The organism is Pseudomonas sp. OTU750018, assembly GCF_011636575.1.
Lineage (GTDB): Bacteria > Pseudomonadota > Gammaproteobacteria > Pseudomonadales > Pseudomonadaceae > Aquipseudomonas > Aquipseudomonas peli.
In genome coordinates this window covers 302,271-316,057 of record NZ_JAAPAU010000001.1, presented here as the reverse complement: position 1 = coordinate 316,057, position 13,787 = coordinate 302,271, and the positions used below count along the sequence as shown (strand labels likewise).

Here is a 13,787-nt window from a genome sequence, read left to right as displayed (position 1 = left end):
TCCTGTTAGCTGATGGCTGGTCAGATGCTTTGCGGGATGTCTTCGCCGCCCAGCGCTTCGAGCAGCGCCGGCAGAAAGTCGGTGAAGGTGAGCATCATCAGAACGAAGCTGGCGTCTTGTTGGGCGAGGGCGTCATCGCCGCCGTCCTGTTCCGCCTGATCCTGCAGCAGGCCATCGAAGCGCAGGCCCGAAACGGCCAGGCCGTCATCGATCACAAACGACAACTTGTCCTGCCAGCCCACAGCCAGTTTGGTGACCTGCTTGCCGGCACTGAGGTGCACCTGAATCTCGTCGCCGGTTAGGTCCTGGTGCTTGGCAGTGATGCTGCCGCCGTCGTCGTGGGTGTCGCGCAGCAATGCCTGGTCGAGGACGTGGAAGTCTGGTGCGGCTTGTTGCTGCTTGAGCCAGTCGGTGAAGGTGGCGGTCGGTGCGATTTTCACGGTGACCGGGCGCACCGGCAGGCTGCCCAGGCATTCGCGCAGGGTGGAAAGCAGATCCTCGGCCTGTTTGGCGCTGGTGGTGTCGATCAGAATCAAACCTTCGCGGGGCATAATTGCGGCGTAGGTGACGCGCTTACGACTGAATGCCCGTGGCAGCAGCTCTTGAATCAGATCGTCCTTGAGTTGGTCACGCTCCTTTTTGTAGACCTTGCGCAGTTGCTCGGACTCGATCGCGTCGACCTTCTCTTTGAGGGCGTCACGAACAACACTGCCAGGCAGGATGCGTTCTTCCTTGCGGGCGGCGATCAGCAGGTACCCGCTGCTGCAGTGCACCAGTGGGGCGTCTTCACCTTTTCCGAATGGCGGGATAAAGCCGTAGGTGGCCATTTCCTGAGTGGCGCAGGCGCGGGCTGGCTTGGCTGCCAGGGCTTTGTCCAGCTCGAACTCAAGTGGGTCGGCTGCGTCGTCGGTGATGCTGAAGACAATGCGTTGCAGCAGTGCTTCTACTTGCTGGGTGAGGCGGTAGACCAGAAGGTTACGGAACCACATGGCGATGCTCCTATTCGGCTTTCTTGAAGGTGATGTTGTGGGTGCGGCTCATGCGGTCGAGGCGGTCGCAGCCGATCTTCAGTGCGCGTGAAGCGGCGAAGCGGGACAGGCCGAGGGTTGCCATGGAACGGGCGCGCTCCACCAAGGCGGTGTCGTCGGCAGTGGTGCCGTGTGGGCGGCCAGAGCGACGGGCCTGCTTTTGCGATTGCTCTTCGCGGCGTGCCTGGGTGATGACGGTCATGTCGCCCGCAGTCCACTGGCCGTTGGCCAGCGGACGCGGTTCGATAGGTGACTCAATAACCTGCACGACCCCTGCGTCGGCCATCATGGTTGCCAGCCAGCGGCGATCAGCGTCCTTGGATGACAGGGTCGGCAGGTTGAGTGTTGTGAGGTGGTGCATGGCAGCTCTCCCGACTGGCTAACGGTTAGGCTGCGACCGGCATGGTCAAGCCATGCAGGGCGAAGTAAATGCGGGCACAGGCCTCGGTGTCGGGCATAGCGCGGTGCGCTTCCACCAGATCCTGGCCGGTGAAGTGCTTGTAGGCTTCAGCCAGGGTTGGCAACTTGCCCAGGCCAACTGGAACGCGCGAGCTGTAGCAGGTGCAGTACTTCTCGGTGGTTTCCTTGAAGCTGTCGGCCAGCTCTTTGGAGTGGTAGCGCGACATGGCGATGCGGATGATCCGGTCGTCGAAAGTGGCGTTGTGGGCGGCGCGGATGCTGGCGCGGGCATGCAGGGCCAGGAAGCCGTCGAGGGCTTCGATTTCTGGGATGCCTTCGTCCATGGCCTGTTCGTGGGTGATGCCGTGAATGGCAGTCATTTCCGGGGAGATTTCCCAACCGGACGGGCGGACGATCGCCTGGTAGCGGTCGATCACATTGCCGGCGGCGTCACACAGCAGGCTGGCAATCTCGACGATGTGAGGCTGGTGGCCGGCTTCGCTGGGGTTTTTCCAGTCCGGCATGCCAGAAGTTTCGGTGTCGAACACGTTGATCAGAGGTTGCATTTCACGTTCCTCGGGCAAAAGGAGCCCCAACCCACGCCGAATGGCCGGCGTGGTGGGTAACTCAGGGTGGGTTAAGCTGCTTGGGAAGCCGGTACCGGCTCAGCGACTACGCCGGCCAATTGCAGGGCCTGGCGCTTGTCGTTGGCCAGGCTGTCCAGCGCGGCCTGGTCGATGATCAGCAGATCCTCGGTACCGAAGCCGGCGGCGATGGCGGCGATCAGCGCGCTCTTGTCGGTGACGACTGCACGCCACTGGCGGTTGTCTGGTTTCGCCTTTCTTGCAGGCGCTGCTGGCTGCTCGGCCGGCGCAGTCGCGATAGGTGCAGCCACCGCAACAGGTGCTGCTGGTTCGTCAATGACGACCGGGTCAGCTGCTGGTGCTGGCTGATTGAGGGCGGCCTGGGCGCGCTCAAGGGCCTCGCGCTGCTGCCGCATTTCTTCCTGCTGGCGCTGGATTTCCTGTTGTTGGCGCTCCAGCTCTTCTTGCTGGCGGCGCAACTCGGCCTGCTGGGCTTCTTGCTGGCGGCGCAGCTCGGCGTTCTGCGCCTCGATGCGCTTGTTCTCAGCTTCTGCTGCTTCGAGAGCAAGGCAGTCGGTCAGCATCTGAGTTAGTTCATTCATCGCCGCATCGCGAGCCGCTACGGCCTCTTTGGTGAGGTCGTAGTAGTCGTGCATAGCGTCGATTTCACCAACACGGTCGAGCATGTCGGCTATTTCAGTAGAGGACTTGCCTCGCACTTGGCCTGGCATGGCCTTAATGGCGTCGACCTTCACCTGCAGGCGGGCGATGCGCTCCTGGCGCTCGCGCTCGACACGGTCGTCCACTTCCTTTTTGGCGGCTTTCATCGGCTCTTCCAGCTTCTCCAACTCACTGGTTATGCGCTTGGCTTCGGAGTCGATGATCTTGCCTGCCTGCAGGTAGGGGTCTTTCACACGTTTGCGGGCCGCTTCCAGGGTGGTGCGGAGGGTGGTCAGTTCTTTGATGCCAGCCTTGACCAGCTCATAGCCCTCATTGGTGTTTACGTCCGGCAAAACTGCGTACTTCTCGCGCAGCATTTCCAGAGCAGCATTGGTTTTGGTGTACTCGGCTACCTCGACGGTGCCTTTTTTAAGGTCAACTTTTTCAATGGTGGTCATGGCGTTATGCTCCGTTTGATTCTTTGGCTAATTCGGCTTTGCGTTCTTCGTAGGCCTCGTTGATGCGGGCCTCAACGTCATCTGGGTTGAACTTGACGACAACGGCTTTGGCACGCGCCTGCTGCATGATTTTTTGGTACATGAGGTGCAGGGCGCGTGGGTTTGGGCAGCGCGGCAGGGCGCTGATCTGGCGTGAGAGCCATTCCTTGAACTCGGTTTTTGCTTCATCCAGTACCGAGTCGGCATCGCCGGCTTCTTCGAGGCGCTTTTTGAGCTCAAGACCTTCGACGTAGATCGGGTCATCGAACATTCCGAGGTATACGTCTGCGCAGAAGCCAGCCAGGCTGAGGCACTTCTTGATGGCGTCAGTCAGGCTCTTTTTGCACGCATCGAAGTCGGTGTAGGGGCCGTATTGGCCTTTGCGGACAAATGGGGTGTGACCGTACTGGGTGCTGTAGCAGCGTTTGCCTGCGTGCACGTACCAGAGTTTGAGCAGAAGGGTATGCATCAGCTCCCACGCCATCACTTCGCCGTTTTTGTCGAGGAGTGGCGCCCCTTTGTCGAAGCGATCTTCGATGATGTCAAAGCCCCAGCCCTTACCGATTGGGCCAAACAGCTCGGTGGCACGCATGACGACATACATGCCGTCGATCTGAGTGATATCGCGGCCGTCAAAGTGAACGGTTTCGGTGTACTGGACAGGGGTGGTACTGACCTGATTCCAGACCGCCATTTTCGGATTTGCTTTGTCCTGAGCCATGTTTGCTCTCCTTTACGCCACTTTTTCAGCGGTGCGGGCGTTCTTACGTTCTTCAATCCAGTCCTTCACTTCAGCGAGGGACCAGGCAATAGGTGCGCTGCGCGCTTCCGACTCGCTGAGCGGGCAAGACTTCGGGAAGGTCTTGTCTTTCACTCGGCGGTAGATCGAGGTGCGAGACAGGCCGGTCAGCGCCATTACTTCTGGCAGGCGGATCAGCGTGTCTGTGGGTGTTGTTGTGTCCATGGGCTCACCCGTTGGTAATGCGGTCGGCCAGGCCGAGCGCGAAGATGTAGCCGGTGAAAACCACCAGAGCGATAACCAGGCCGCGCCAGAAGACGTAGCGCCTTGCACGTTGGTAGCGGGTCATGCCGACACCTCGCAGAGCAGTACCCAGAAGCCGTGACGGCGGCAGGTGCTGCGAATTTGCTGAGGCTCGGTAACGCCTGCTGCAATGGCTTTGCGCAGTGCGTCGTTGATGCGAGTACCGGTGAATCGCTTAAGCACTTGCCACCTCCTGCGGCTTAGCAGCGAGCTGCATTGCTGCCTTGGCTGGCGCGCACATGCAGAAGCGGCTCTTTGCACCGTCAAATTCGGGGTCGCAAGCTGGGTTGCATGCCTGCCAAGCGCTGGTGTCAACCACTGGCAGGCGATCGACCTGGTTCACGTCGTTTACCTGGCGGTTAAAATCGTCGTACTGGGTGTCGTTGAGCAGGCTTTCGGCATAGGCCAGTTCGATCATTCCTTTGGCATATGCGGTGTTTACGGCGCGCTCGAAGACAGTGCCGCTGGTACTGCGCTGCAGGTCGGCGATAGCGCGACGGATGAGGTGCAAGCCAGTGCTAGACATGGGCGCGCTCCAGCATGGCTTCGTTGGCAACCTGGGCAGCGGCGATGCGGCGGTCTACCTCTTGCTCGCAGAACGCTTTGCGGCAGCCTTTAACGTGCTCACCAAGGTCAGAAAGAGCCTGGGAGAGAAGGCCGCCATCGCCGTGGATCTTCGCCAGGCACAGGGCCATGGTGAGTTCACTAGTCAGGCGCTCGGCGCAGAAGTCAGCGAAGGCGCTGCAGGTCTGCGGGTCGGCATAACCGATATCGGTCAGCACCAGGCTGCGCATTTCGCTCATGGAGCGTGCGCGGTGTTCGTCCTGGGCGATTGCCTGGTAGTGGCCTGACTCTTTCGAGCCTGAGTTGCTGATTTGATGTGCTTGCATATTGGTCGCCTCGTTTCTGCGATATTTGCAGATTCATGGATTGCATTATTCGCAGAATTCAATATGCGTCAAGTGCAGATTTGAAAAAGAGGCAAAAAAAAGCCCGCACAACGGCGGGCTTCTGTTCGGGCGGGGGCTTAGATCAGGGGGACGTGCTTGGCAATTGCCACACCAGCGAACTCGGCATTGCCGTTCACTCTGATAAACGGTTCAGGCCAGGAAGGGTTGAGCGCCTTCAGGTATTTTTCAGTGCCTTCGATGATCAGCTGCTTGAAGGTGGCTTCTTGGGTGTCGGTGAGCTTGGCCACCACAAACGACCGGTGCATTGCGTCGCGATCGGGGTCAACGAAGACGATATCGCCATCTTGGAATGACACGCGCTCATGCGGGTTATTCATCGACTCGCCGCGGATGCGGACAGCATAGGTCCGTGGGCCGTGAGTTACAGGGCAGGGCAGCCACTGCTCGGCATCGCCAACGGCGTAGATATCCGACACCTCACACCAGCTGCCGGCCTGCACCCAGGAAATTAGCGGAACCATGCCGCGTATGGATGGGCCGTCCACGATATTGCTGGACACACCTGGTGCGCTCACTGAAACGGAGACGTTGAGAAGCCCCATCAGCTTTTGCATCAGGTGTTCATTAACTTGCTGTAGGCCGCGTTCAAGCCGGGAAAGGTTACCGGTGTCAGTGCCTGCCTCCTGGGCAAGCTTCTCCAGAGTCCAACCCTTGTTCTTGCGCGCTGCGCGTATGGCTTCACCGATATTCATAGATTCCATTTTCTGAACCTTCTGCATTTCACGCAAAGCGGAATTTGCAGAATTTCTTGCTATGCTTCTGCGAAATTTGCAGAATGTTATTGGGAGAACACACCAGAGGCCCTGAAATGACTCCGTTGAAGCAAGCCAGAAAAGCCAAAGGCTGGCGTCTTGCCGATCTAGTTGATCGCCTCCGGGCGGTCGATTGCGACATAGACACCGGCAACCTTTCGCGAATCGAGAACGAAAAACAGCAGGCGTCGACAGCCCTGGCAGAAAAGCTCTGCAAGGTTTTCGACGGGGAGCTTACCGAGCTCCACATCCTGTACCCGGATCGCTTCAAAGCTGAGGTCTCCGGGGATGAAGCGGCATAGGGATTCACCATGAGCAGCGATCTACCGGTTTTTGTGAAAGAGAACGAAATCAAGGCGCGATTCGACGATGAAACCTTGGATCGGATCTTGGCCCAGTGCCGTCAGCGCAAGTTGCGCCGTGCAGTGCTGGTGCGCCTGGCCGTCGAGGCCTGGCTGGATGCAGAAGAGCGTAAGGCAATTAGCAATGCGGCCTGAAGGCCCTGGGGAGGCCCTGTTGAAAACGATGCGAACACCTGAAGACGGCGAGACGCTGGTGCAGCAGTCGCTGAGCGAAATGTCGGTACCGGAGCGCGCCAGGCTGGAGCGGTACGCCGCCAGCCTGGGCATCACACCGGAAGCGGCCGTGGTGCAGATCGTTGAGCGGGCCATGAAAGCCGAGGCGATCTGATGGATTGGTTCCGTTGGTGGCACGGCTCAGTGACCGACCCGAAGCTGCAGCGCGTGGCCCGTATGGCCGGCGCGACGGTGGGTGAGGTGATTGCTGTGTGGGCTTGTGTGCTTGAGCGGGCCAGTTCTGTGACGGCTGGTGACGCAGGTGTGACGCAGGGTGACAGGCCGGTGACTCGCGGTGATGTGGTTGGGTTCGACTGTGACGACCACGACGTGCTGTTGGGCTTTGCCGACGGGAAAACCTCGCAGATTTTTGCGGCGTTGGTTGACCGTGGGTTGATCGAGGATCAGCGGATTGCGCGCTGGGATGAACGCCAGCCAAAACGCGAAGACTCAAGTACGGCGCGGACTCGGGAGTGGCGAGAGAGGAAAAAGCAGCCCGCAGGCGTGACGACTGGTGACGCAGGTGTGACGCACGGTGACGCCTCAGATAAGAGTAGAGGAGATAAGAGTAATAACCCCCCTATCCCCCCTGCTGCGAAACCGGCCAAGCCTACGAAACCGGTAAAGCCTGCTGCGCCTGCTGAGAAACCGACACGGGCAAAGCCTAAGCACGCTCTGCAACTGCCATTTCTGATGACGAGCGAAATGCTGGCATGGGCCGGTGAAAAGGCGCCGGCCGTGAACCTTGACCGTGAGACCGAGCGGTTTAGCGATCACTTCAAGGGCACTGGTGAGCCCAAGGCCGATTGGCCAGCCACCTGGCGCAACTGGATGCGGCGTGCACAGGACGATCTGGAAAGGCGTGGCATGGCCAAGCCGGTGAAGAAAGACCCGAACGATACGACCTGGATTGAAGAGGACGACGGTGTATGAAACCCGCGACCGAAGTGCTGAATACTTTGCCCAACCTGCCAACTGAGCAGGTGCAGGACATTCGCGCGCGCAAGCCGACTGCGGAGACTGCCCAGATCGTCAACAAGCTGTTTGACGAGCTGAAGAGCATCTTCCCTGCGTGGCGCCAGGCCTGGCCGAACGATGCCGCAGAGAATCGCGCCAAGCGTTCCTGGGTGAAAGGGTTCATGCGCTCGGGGATCAACACCATCGACCAGCTGCGGTACGGCATCGAAGCCTGCCGCGCACTCGAAACCGACTTTGCGCCAAGCGTTGGCAAGTTCGTGAAGCTGTGTGTACCGACTGCCGAGGATCTTGGCCTGCCCGACGAGGAAGTGGCCTGGCGTGAGGTGGTGCGCAAATGCGCGAACCCTGGCCACCACGCATGGAGCCATGAGGCTGTGCGCCTCGCAGGATCTTCTGTGGGGTGGTTCAACCTGCGATGCAGCAGCATTCCTGAAGAAACCCTACGCAAGCGTTTCGGCCATGCGTACTACCAGCTGCGACGCCGGCTATCGATGGGGCTGCCACTGGAAGAACCCCGCCAGGGCATTGAAGACCAGAGCGAAGGCCGTGAATTGACCCCAGAGCAGGCCGATCGCCGTGGCGAGCGTGTGGTGCAGGAGTTGATGCGCCGCCAGGGCCTGGACGTTGTAACCGGTGAGCAGGCCCGCCAGCAGCTGCTGACCAAGATGCGCGTGAAGCGAGGTGCCCCCCATGAATCTTGAACGCCGCCTGCAGGACTCCCTGCGGAGCGATATCGACTGGCTGATCGGTCGCGGTTACGTGCTGTGCCGCGAGGGTGATCTGCTTTTGCTAAGCCGTGGCACTCGCCGAGTGCTGGTGGCCGACGGACGTTTGGCCGTGATCGGCCGGGGAGGTGCGCAGTGATTCCGATTCCAATTTCAGCAGCCGAGCGTATCGCTAAAGAGTTCGGCTATGACCAGGTGATCATCGTTGCCCGTAAGGTCGGTGACGCACCAGAACCGCATGGCGAGCATGTCACAACCTACGGCGTAACCAAGGCGCATTGCGATGTGGCTGCACGCGCTGGCGATTTCCTCAAGTACAAGGTGATGGGCTGGGCCAAGGATGGTGCTCAGTGAACCCGATTGCTGAACAAGCACTGGCCAGGGCAATGGCCAAAGGTGCGGTACCGGTACCGGCTACTGCAGTGCAGCCGGCCGCGCCGATTAATCCTGTGCCCGTGGCGGTACAGGCAGAAGTCGTCGGCCACTTCGACCGGCTCGGTTTCCTCGAAGGCCGCCGGCACGCCACGGAAATAGTGCGCAGTGCTGGCCACTCACTGAACCACCAGAAAGGCCGGCTGGATGTGCTGGACAAGCTGCGCCGCTGTGCGGTGGGCAAGCCGCCGAGCTTTGCCCGTGGTGTATCCGAGATTCTCGAGCTGATGGAGCGGGAGGTGGGCCATGGCTGACACAGCGACAGCAACAACACCGACAAAGCCCCAGGCAGAGAAAGCCAAGACAGCGGCCAAGAAGCGCGCAGGCCGTCCGATTTACATGGTTTGGCGCCCGGTGGTTGATCAGGAAACGGGCGAACTGATTAAAGCCCTGGTGGCTGACAGCAGCATCGATCGCTATCTATGCAAGGAACGCGAATACCGCGTCGGCGACCAGGTGCGCTGCGAAATCAAGAAAGCCCGCAACATCAAATTCCATCGCCTGGTGCACGCCCTCGGCCGCCTGGTGAGTGAGCAGATCGACAAGTTTCAGGGCCTGGACGCTCACACCACGATCAAAAAGCTGCAGCTTGATGCCGGAGTTTGCTGCACCTATGAGGCGTTCGACATTCCCGACCTGGGCCGGGTGATGCGCCTGATTCCTGAATCAATCAGCTTTGACTACATGCCAGAGGAACGCTTTCGCGAGTTCTGGCGTGGCATCTGCCAGCACCTTATCGAGCACTATTGGCCGACCCTTACCGAAGAGGCGATCGAGGCAATGACCGACCTCATGCCAGGGGAGCGTGCGCAGTGAGTCCGTTCAAGGTTGGTGACCTGGCTTTGGTCATTGAGTGCAAGTTGGTTCCGGAGAACGTCGGCTGCGTTGTTGAGCTGATTCAGCATCTTCGGAAAGACGAGGAGTATCTAGCGCCTGATCGCATTGAAAGGTACGCAGATGCTGAGTGCTGGCTTGTTCAAGGCAGGGTGCGTGGGCTATCTCGCAAACCCGACGGGACCATCATTTCCACTTATGGTCATGCCTGCTTTCAAGAGCGCCGGCTCATGCCCCTGCGCGGCGACTTCGCGCCAGAGTTCCAGAAATCTAGTGAGGTGCCGGCGTGAAGCGCACCGAGCTGAAGCGATCGACGCCGCTCAAGGCCAAGGCCAGCGGCATCACTGAGCGCAAACCGCGCCAGAAGACCTGCGAAAACGATGCCTGCAAAACCAAATTCACGCCAACCCAGCTCGGGCAGAAGGTCTGCTGCTGGAAGTGCGGCCTGGCCGTTGCTGATCAGCCTGGCAACCAGAAGAAGGCCCGTATGGCTATTGAGCAGCGCGATCGCCGGGAAATAAAGGTGCGCAAGGAAAAGCTGAAAGGCCGAGGCGATTACGCCAAAACGGCTCAGGACGCTTTCAACGCATACATCCGAGCGCGTGACGCTGGCCAGCCCTGCATCTCGTGCGGCACCACCGCCGATGTTCAGTACTGCGCCGGGCACTACCGCACCGTCGGCGCCTGCCCCGAGCTGCGTTTCGAGCCGCTGAACGTGCATCGCCAGTGCAACAAGAACTGCAATTTGGAGAAGTCAGGAAACATCGTCGAGTACCGCATTCGACTGGTGAAGAAGATCGGCGCCGAGGCGCTGGCCTGGCTGGAAGGTCCGCACGAACCCAAGAAATACAGCATCGAGGATCTGAAGCAGATAGCGGCCTTGTACCGGCTGAAGCTGCGCGAGCTGAAAAAACAACAGGAGGCCAGCCATGTCTGAATCGACGATAACCGGGGCCGATATCGAAGCCGACTACGCCGCCGCAATGCATAAGCACTATGCCGAACTTGAGCAGAACAGGCGCGAGGTTATGGCGCAGGTCGCGTTGCTGGTGAGCCCGCGAAAGCTGGCCAGCATCGAGAAGTTCATTGACTACTGCGCCGACAGCTTCGTGTGCGATTTCGAACTGACCGAAACGCATGGCGGCGGACGCCAGGACGAGTCTGGTACCGCGTTCCGTTACATCTACATCGACCAGCGTAGCGGCGGATGCCCAGCCGGCGACGACTATTACGGCTGGATCTGGATACCGCTGCCGCAGGGCAAGTATCTGAAATTTCAATATGCGTGATGGAGTGAGACAGCACCACTACCGGCGCCAGAGCGCCACCGGCTTCGGCGCCTGGATGCAGTGCGACCACTGCGGCGCCACCCAGCACAGCGGTTGCTTCTGGCTGGCCGGCTTCAAGAGTAAATCAGAGCCACCGTGTTTCGAGGGCGACATGCAGGTCTTCGGCAGTGAGTGGGCAAAAAGCGCAGAGCGCGACGGCGTGGAGAATTGGAAGTGACTGACACCATCGAGCACGACGAAATGCGGGATCAATACCTTGCGGCCATTGCCAAGCAGGAAAAGCGGCAGGCCACCCAGCCAAACCGCATCCCTGCCGGCCTATACGCCGAACTTGAAGCCCTGCGCACTCTCCGCGATGCCATTCGCGTCTACCGCGACAGCTATATGCGCGACGAGATAGAGGACGAGGACAGCTGTGTGTCAGTCGACCAGCACGATGCAGCCTGCAGCGTCCAGGCTGCGCTGGAGAGTGCTCAGGCGCTTGAGTGGAAGGGTGGCGAGCAGTGAAAGATCCAGTGTTCCAGGCCTGGCTGGCCGAGCAGTACCGAATATTGCGTGAGCAGGGGTTGATACGTTGAGTGGGGGAAAGGGCATGACAACGAAACGATCATCGACGCAGATCATTCTTGAGGCTGTGCAGGACTTGCACGCCCAGGAGCAGGTCGTTACCCGGGAAACACTGAATGCGCTGACCGGACTCAAACTCTCCATCATCGACGATCGTCTTGGCGCACTTGTCGACGATGGGCTGGTGGTACGTGTGCAGCGCGGGGTATACGTGCCGGCTGAGACTCATCCACCAGCAAGGGTTATCAGCAAGATGCTGCTGCCAGACGGGACAGTGAAGATCGATATCGGCGACCAGGTGCTGACTCTCACGCCGAAAGAGGATCGGATGTTGGCACAGCTAATGGCGGGGGTTGTTATGCAGACTGCTGCGATTGAAGTAGGGCATCAATCTGGCCTGCAGGGCGGAGAACTGAGCAGAAGGCTGAATCGTTTGGAGCGGATTTTTACAAGGTTGACTGATTTAGATGGCTAGCAGAGTGGCGCAGCAGGTTTGTGAATCAACTTAATGCGGCTATATTGCTGGCTATACGACAGCATGTGGTGAAGTGGTTATGGAAGACCTTGCAACGAAGATTATTCCGTTAGTCCAGATGCTCATTCCTGGATTTATAACGACGATGATCTTCTACTGGTTAGCAGATGTAAAAAAACCAAGCCAGTTCGAGCGTACAGTGCAGGCCCTGATAGGCACAGCGTTAATCACCATGGTTGTCGCAGGCATAGAGATAGTACTTAAGTACATCGGTAGCCATTGGTTTCTTTGGGGTAACTGGACGCAACAGGTTGAGAGTGCATGGGGTATCACGCTGGCAGTTTTGCTTGGGCTGTGGCTCGCTTTCGCTTCAAACCACGATTATCTATACGGCATCGCCAGAAAGTGGACCCTGACGTCGCGCTCATCTTACCCTGAATGGATATATGCATTCCGCAAGCGTGAGGGGAAATGCGTGGTGCTTACTCTGCTGGATGGTCGGAGGTTATTCGGCTACCCAGCAGTCTGGCCAACCGACCCGAAGGATGGTCATTTTTTGGTTACACAGCCTTGCTGGATGGATGAAGATAATAAATGGGTAGATATGCCCGGGATTGAAAGCTATCTCATCTCTAACGCAGATGTTTATTTGGTCGAGTTCATAGAGTAGGAGAGTCAGCATGACGAAGGAAAGTAACGAAACTGAACGGCTGATTAGTCAGCGTCATCAAGTCAATGAGGGTATGAATGTGAGCCCGCCAGCGCCATCAAACATGCGCCCGCCAGTTCCTCCGCCCGCACCACCGAAGGCCCCTAGTAAGTAGAGGTGTCCGATGTATGAGGAAAGAGGAATTTCTCCGCCACCGCGCGGGCCAAGTGGTGGCGGAAATAGCAAGCCTTCTAACCCGCGACCTGCGAGTCCTCCTAGTGCACCACCACCTCCACCGAGTCGTTAGTTCCGAGGCATATCTATGACTAGTGAAAAGCGAGGAATCAAAGATCCAAGTAGAGCTATTGCTCAAGATGGAATTAGCCCTGCACCGAAGGCTGTGATTGCTCGGCCAGCAGCGCCACCAGCAGCGCCACCAGCAGCCAAAAAGAAGTGAGGTCTAAATGACAGATAAGACTGTTAAGAAGCCTGGTAAATCAGTAACAGGTGGTGTGAGCAAAGAGACGACAAGTCAACGGCCGGCCACTCCGCCAAAAGCACCACCTCCAGCGCCAAAAAAGGGAAAGTAGGATCAAGCCGGCGGTGTTACCGCTTCTTGTGGTTAATCATCGCTGCTGACCCCCTGTAAGGTTTGAGCTGCGCCACCTCTCCCGTGAACACTCGGTATGCCAATCACTCACCCTGTATGAGGCATACCTGATGAAGAAGTACTTTCTCTCAATTGCTGCATCCCTGCTGTTTGCGTGTAGTGCGTTTGCTGCGCCTGAGTCGATCGCTGTAGCGCTGGATCGTTATGACAATTGCCAGGCTTTGGCTCAGCACTGTGACGCTGCGGTGTCGGCCCAGGTGGCCGGCCCACAGCTGCAGCTGCCAAGCCTGGACGCCTACCGAAGCCCGTTGCTGCGCAGTGATATGCGTGTAGCCAGTGCAGGGTTTGTGTTCAACGGTACCGTCGACGTGATTGCGTCTGAGAGTACGGCCCCTTCCTGAGCGATCCTGCGACGAAAGAAAGCCCGCCGAGTGCGGGCTTTCTGCACATTGTGTTTATTTTTCCCAAGCATGTAGGCTTTAGGTCCAACCACTAGGAGTTGCCTGTATGACGCTTGTACTGACGGATGAAGAGAAAACCGTGTGGGATCAGTTCGCATCTGCTGCATTGCCATCTGTGCTGGTGTCACGGCCAATTAACGGAAATGACGCGGCTAGCATCTCAGCCAAGATTGCTGATGCATTGATTCTTGAGCGTCGTGAAAGAGTTGCCGGGAAGAAGTCTGTGCCTCTTCGGGATACGTTGTAACGGTGTCAACAA

At 58.5% G+C, this 13,787-nt stretch carries 27 protein-coding genes; 17 read left to right on the top strand and 10 right to left on the bottom strand.

From position 1 onward, the window contains the following. Nucleotides 1-20: 20 nt before the first annotated feature. The 10 genes from rdgC to HCI85_RS01600 form a co-directional block, all read right to left on the bottom strand. Nucleotides 21-989 (bottom strand): recombination-associated protein RdgC, encoded by a 969-nt coding sequence (gene rdgC / locus HCI85_RS01645; RefSeq protein ID WP_167141367.1) that lies wholly within the window; start codon nucleotides 987-989, stop codon nucleotides 21-23. Nucleotides 990-999: 10 nt separating this feature from the next. Continuing rightward, nucleotides 1,000-1,389 carry a hypothetical protein gene (locus tag HCI85_RS01640; protein ID WP_167141365.1) on the bottom strand — a complete coding sequence of 130 codons (390 nt, stop codon included), beginning with the start codon at nucleotides 1,387-1,389 and terminating at the stop codon, nucleotides 1,000-1,002. Nucleotides 1,390-1,414: 25 nt separating this feature from the next. Beyond that, on the bottom strand, nucleotides 1,415-1,993 hold the full coding sequence (locus HCI85_RS01635; RefSeq protein ID WP_167141363.1) for a 3'-5' exonuclease: 579 nt from the start codon (nucleotides 1,991-1,993) through the stop codon (nucleotides 1,415-1,417). Nucleotides 1,994-2,064: 71 nt separating this feature from the next. Beyond that, nucleotides 2,065-3,129: a DUF1351 domain-containing protein gene (locus HCI85_RS01630; protein WP_167141361.1), complete on the bottom strand. Its 1,065-nt coding sequence runs from the start codon at nucleotides 3,127-3,129 to the stop codon at nucleotides 2,065-2,067. 4 nt (nucleotides 3,130-3,133) lie between these two features. Then, nucleotides 3,134-3,889, bottom strand: coding sequence for a hypothetical protein (locus HCI85_RS01625; RefSeq protein WP_176600613.1), 756 nt, complete (start codon nucleotides 3,887-3,889; stop codon nucleotides 3,134-3,136). Nucleotides 3,890-3,901: 12 nt separating this feature from the next. Further along, on the bottom strand, nucleotides 3,902-4,132 hold the full coding sequence (locus tag HCI85_RS01620) for a helix-turn-helix transcriptional regulator (protein ID WP_167141359.1): 231 nt from the start codon (nucleotides 4,130-4,132) through the stop codon (nucleotides 3,902-3,904). 120 nt (nucleotides 4,133-4,252) lie between these two features. Continuing rightward, complete coding sequence (locus HCI85_RS01615; RefSeq protein ID WP_167141357.1) at nucleotides 4,253-4,393, bottom strand: hypothetical protein; 141 nt, start codon at nucleotides 4,391-4,393, stop codon at nucleotides 4,253-4,255. Further along, nucleotides 4,386-4,736, bottom strand: a complete 351-nt coding sequence (locus tag HCI85_RS01610) for a hypothetical protein (protein ID WP_167141355.1) — start codon at nucleotides 4,734-4,736, stop codon at nucleotides 4,386-4,388. The genes HCI85_RS01615 and HCI85_RS01610 overlap by 8 nt, the downstream gene beginning before the upstream one ends. Then, on the bottom strand, nucleotides 4,729-5,100 hold the full coding sequence (locus HCI85_RS01605; protein WP_167141354.1) for a hypothetical protein: 372 nt from the start codon (nucleotides 5,098-5,100) through the stop codon (nucleotides 4,729-4,731). The genes HCI85_RS01610 and HCI85_RS01605 overlap by 8 nt, the downstream gene beginning before the upstream one ends. A gap of 137 nt (nucleotides 5,101-5,237) precedes the next feature. After that, on the bottom strand, nucleotides 5,238-5,873 hold the full coding sequence (locus tag HCI85_RS01600; RefSeq protein ID WP_167141352.1) for a LexA family protein: 636 nt from the start codon (nucleotides 5,871-5,873) through the stop codon (nucleotides 5,238-5,240). 116 nt (nucleotides 5,874-5,989) lie between these two features. On the opposite strand from HCI85_RS01600, the gene HCI85_RS01595 reads away from it, so the two are divergent. The 17 genes from HCI85_RS01595 to HCI85_RS01515 all read left to right on the top strand — a co-directional run bounded on the left by HCI85_RS01595 (nucleotide 5,990) and on the right by HCI85_RS01515 (nucleotide 13,775). Then, nucleotides 5,990-6,235 (top strand): helix-turn-helix domain-containing protein, encoded by a 246-nt coding sequence (locus tag HCI85_RS01595; protein WP_167141351.1) that lies wholly within the window; start codon nucleotides 5,990-5,992, stop codon nucleotides 6,233-6,235. Between the two features lie 9 nt (nucleotides 6,236-6,244). Further along, nucleotides 6,245-6,430 (top strand): hypothetical protein, encoded by a 186-nt coding sequence (locus HCI85_RS01590; RefSeq protein ID WP_167141349.1) that lies wholly within the window; start codon nucleotides 6,245-6,247, stop codon nucleotides 6,428-6,430. A gap of 19 nt (nucleotides 6,431-6,449) precedes the next feature. Further along, nucleotides 6,450-6,623, top strand: coding sequence for a hypothetical protein (locus tag HCI85_RS01585; protein WP_167141347.1), 174 nt, complete (start codon nucleotides 6,450-6,452; stop codon nucleotides 6,621-6,623). After that, nucleotides 6,623-7,441, top strand: coding sequence for a hypothetical protein (locus HCI85_RS01580; RefSeq protein WP_167141345.1), 819 nt, complete (start codon nucleotides 6,623-6,625; stop codon nucleotides 7,439-7,441). The genes HCI85_RS01585 and HCI85_RS01580 overlap by 1 nt, the downstream gene beginning before the upstream one ends. Then, a complete protein-coding gene (locus HCI85_RS01575) occupies nucleotides 7,438-8,187 on the top strand; it encodes a replication protein P (RefSeq protein WP_167141343.1) in 750 nt (249 codons plus the stop codon). Before HCI85_RS01580 ends, HCI85_RS01575 begins: the two co-directional genes overlap by 4 nt. Beyond that, nucleotides 8,177-8,350, top strand: a complete 174-nt coding sequence (locus tag HCI85_RS01570) for a hypothetical protein (protein WP_167141341.1) — start codon at nucleotides 8,177-8,179, stop codon at nucleotides 8,348-8,350. Before HCI85_RS01575 ends, HCI85_RS01570 begins: the two co-directional genes overlap by 11 nt. Continuing rightward, the gene (locus tag HCI85_RS01565) at nucleotides 8,347-8,565 is read left to right on the top strand and encodes a hypothetical protein (RefSeq protein WP_167141339.1); all 219 of its coding nucleotides are present in this window, start codon (nucleotides 8,347-8,349) and stop codon (nucleotides 8,563-8,565) included. The genes HCI85_RS01570 and HCI85_RS01565 overlap by 4 nt, the downstream gene beginning before the upstream one ends. Then, entirely contained in the window at nucleotides 8,562-8,897 is a 336-nt protein-coding gene (locus HCI85_RS01560; RefSeq protein WP_167141337.1) for a hypothetical protein, read from the top strand. The genes HCI85_RS01565 and HCI85_RS01560 overlap by 4 nt, the downstream gene beginning before the upstream one ends. After that, nucleotides 8,890-9,459, top strand: coding sequence for a hypothetical protein (locus HCI85_RS01555; RefSeq protein WP_241693709.1), 570 nt, complete (start codon nucleotides 8,890-8,892; stop codon nucleotides 9,457-9,459). The genes HCI85_RS01560 and HCI85_RS01555 overlap by 8 nt, the downstream gene beginning before the upstream one ends. Then, nucleotides 9,456-9,767, top strand: a complete 312-nt coding sequence (locus tag HCI85_RS01550) for a hypothetical protein (RefSeq protein WP_167141336.1) — start codon at nucleotides 9,456-9,458, stop codon at nucleotides 9,765-9,767. The genes HCI85_RS01555 and HCI85_RS01550 overlap by 4 nt, the downstream gene beginning before the upstream one ends. Further along, nucleotides 9,764-10,414, top strand: coding sequence for a recombination protein NinG (locus HCI85_RS01545; protein WP_167141322.1), 651 nt, complete (start codon nucleotides 9,764-9,766; stop codon nucleotides 10,412-10,414). The genes HCI85_RS01550 and HCI85_RS01545 overlap by 4 nt, the downstream gene beginning before the upstream one ends. Further along, the gene (locus HCI85_RS01540; RefSeq protein WP_167141319.1) at nucleotides 10,407-10,766 is read left to right on the top strand and encodes a hypothetical protein; all 360 of its coding nucleotides are present in this window, start codon (nucleotides 10,407-10,409) and stop codon (nucleotides 10,764-10,766) included. The genes HCI85_RS01545 and HCI85_RS01540 overlap by 8 nt, the downstream gene beginning before the upstream one ends. Before the next feature lie 213 nt (nucleotides 10,767-10,979). Beyond that, nucleotides 10,980-11,273: a hypothetical protein gene (locus HCI85_RS01535; RefSeq protein WP_167141317.1), complete on the top strand. Its 294-nt coding sequence runs from the start codon at nucleotides 10,980-10,982 to the stop codon at nucleotides 11,271-11,273. A gap of 85 nt (nucleotides 11,274-11,358) precedes the next feature. Then, nucleotides 11,359-11,808 carry a hypothetical protein gene (locus HCI85_RS01530; RefSeq protein WP_167141315.1) on the top strand — a complete coding sequence of 150 codons (450 nt, stop codon included), beginning with the start codon at nucleotides 11,359-11,361 and terminating at the stop codon, nucleotides 11,806-11,808. 79 nt (nucleotides 11,809-11,887) lie between these two features. Further along, nucleotides 11,888-12,478, top strand: a complete 591-nt coding sequence (locus HCI85_RS01525; protein ID WP_167141313.1) for a DUF6338 family protein — start codon at nucleotides 11,888-11,890, stop codon at nucleotides 12,476-12,478. A 699-nt stretch (nucleotides 12,479-13,177) separates the two neighbouring features. Further along, nucleotides 13,178-13,468 carry a hypothetical protein gene (locus tag HCI85_RS01520; protein WP_167141311.1) on the top strand — a complete coding sequence of 97 codons (291 nt, stop codon included), beginning with the start codon at nucleotides 13,178-13,180 and terminating at the stop codon, nucleotides 13,466-13,468. 106 nt (nucleotides 13,469-13,574) lie between these two features. Continuing rightward, on the top strand, nucleotides 13,575-13,775 hold the full coding sequence (locus HCI85_RS01515) for a hypothetical protein (protein ID WP_167141309.1): 201 nt from the start codon (nucleotides 13,575-13,577) through the stop codon (nucleotides 13,773-13,775). Nucleotides 13,776-13,787 lie beyond the last annotated feature (12 nt).

Excerpts from the sequence above, each read along its gene's own strand:
- HCI85_RS01530 (WP_167141315.1), top strand. The coding sequence starts at position 11,359 with ATGACAACGAAACGATCATCGACGCAGATCATTCTTGAGGCTGTGCAG.
- HCI85_RS01525 (WP_167141313.1), top strand. The coding sequence starts at position 11,888 with ATGGAAGACCTTGCAACGAAGATTATTCCGTTAGTCCAGATGCTCATT.
- HCI85_RS01600 (WP_167141352.1), bottom strand. The coding sequence starts at position 5,873 with ATGAATATCGGTGAAGCCATACGCGCAGCGCGCAAGAACAAGGGTTGG.
- rdgC (WP_167141367.1), bottom strand. The coding sequence starts at position 989 with ATGTGGTTCCGTAACCTTCTGGTCTACCGCCTCACCCAGCAAGTAGAA.
- HCI85_RS01605 (WP_167141354.1), bottom strand. The coding sequence starts at position 5,100 with ATGCAAGCACATCAAATCAGCAACTCAGGCTCGAAAGAGTCAGGCCAC.
- HCI85_RS01620 (WP_167141359.1), bottom strand. The coding sequence starts at position 4,132 with ATGGACACAACAACACCCACAGACACGCTGATCCGCCTGCCAGAAGTA.
- HCI85_RS01520 (WP_167141311.1), top strand. The coding sequence starts at position 13,178 with ATGAAGAAGTACTTTCTCTCAATTGCTGCATCCCTGCTGTTTGCGTGT.
- HCI85_RS01610 (WP_167141355.1), bottom strand. The coding sequence starts at position 4,736 with ATGTCTAGCACTGGCTTGCACCTCATCCGTCGCGCTATCGCCGACCTG.
- HCI85_RS01635 (WP_167141363.1), bottom strand. The coding sequence starts at position 1,993 with ATGCAACCTCTGATCAACGTGTTCGACACCGAAACTTCTGGCATGCCG.
- HCI85_RS01630 (WP_167141361.1), bottom strand. The coding sequence starts at position 3,129 with ATGACCACCATTGAAAAAGTTGACCTTAAAAAAGGCACCGTCGAGGTA.
- HCI85_RS01575 (WP_167141343.1), top strand. The coding sequence starts at position 7,438 with ATGAAACCCGCGACCGAAGTGCTGAATACTTTGCCCAACCTGCCAACT.
- HCI85_RS01625 (WP_176600613.1), bottom strand. The coding sequence starts at position 3,889 with ATGGCTCAGGACAAAGCAAATCCGAAAATGGCGGTCTGGAATCAGGTC.
- HCI85_RS01595 (WP_167141351.1), top strand. The coding sequence starts at position 5,990 with ATGACTCCGTTGAAGCAAGCCAGAAAAGCCAAAGGCTGGCGTCTTGCC.
- HCI85_RS01580 (WP_167141345.1), top strand. The coding sequence starts at position 6,623 with ATGGATTGGTTCCGTTGGTGGCACGGCTCAGTGACCGACCCGAAGCTG.
- HCI85_RS01540 (WP_167141319.1), top strand. The coding sequence starts at position 10,407 with ATGTCTGAATCGACGATAACCGGGGCCGATATCGAAGCCGACTACGCC.
- HCI85_RS01515 (WP_167141309.1), top strand. The coding sequence starts at position 13,575 with ATGACGCTTGTACTGACGGATGAAGAGAAAACCGTGTGGGATCAGTTC.
- HCI85_RS01640 (WP_167141365.1), bottom strand. The coding sequence starts at position 1,389 with ATGCACCACCTCACAACACTCAACCTGCCGACCCTGTCATCCAAGGAC.
- HCI85_RS01590 (WP_167141349.1), top strand. The coding sequence starts at position 6,245 with ATGAGCAGCGATCTACCGGTTTTTGTGAAAGAGAACGAAATCAAGGCG.
- HCI85_RS01555 (WP_241693709.1), top strand. The coding sequence starts at position 8,890 with ATGGCTGACACAGCGACAGCAACAACACCGACAAAGCCCCAGGCAGAG.
- HCI85_RS01570 (WP_167141341.1), top strand. The coding sequence starts at position 8,177 with ATGAATCTTGAACGCCGCCTGCAGGACTCCCTGCGGAGCGATATCGAC.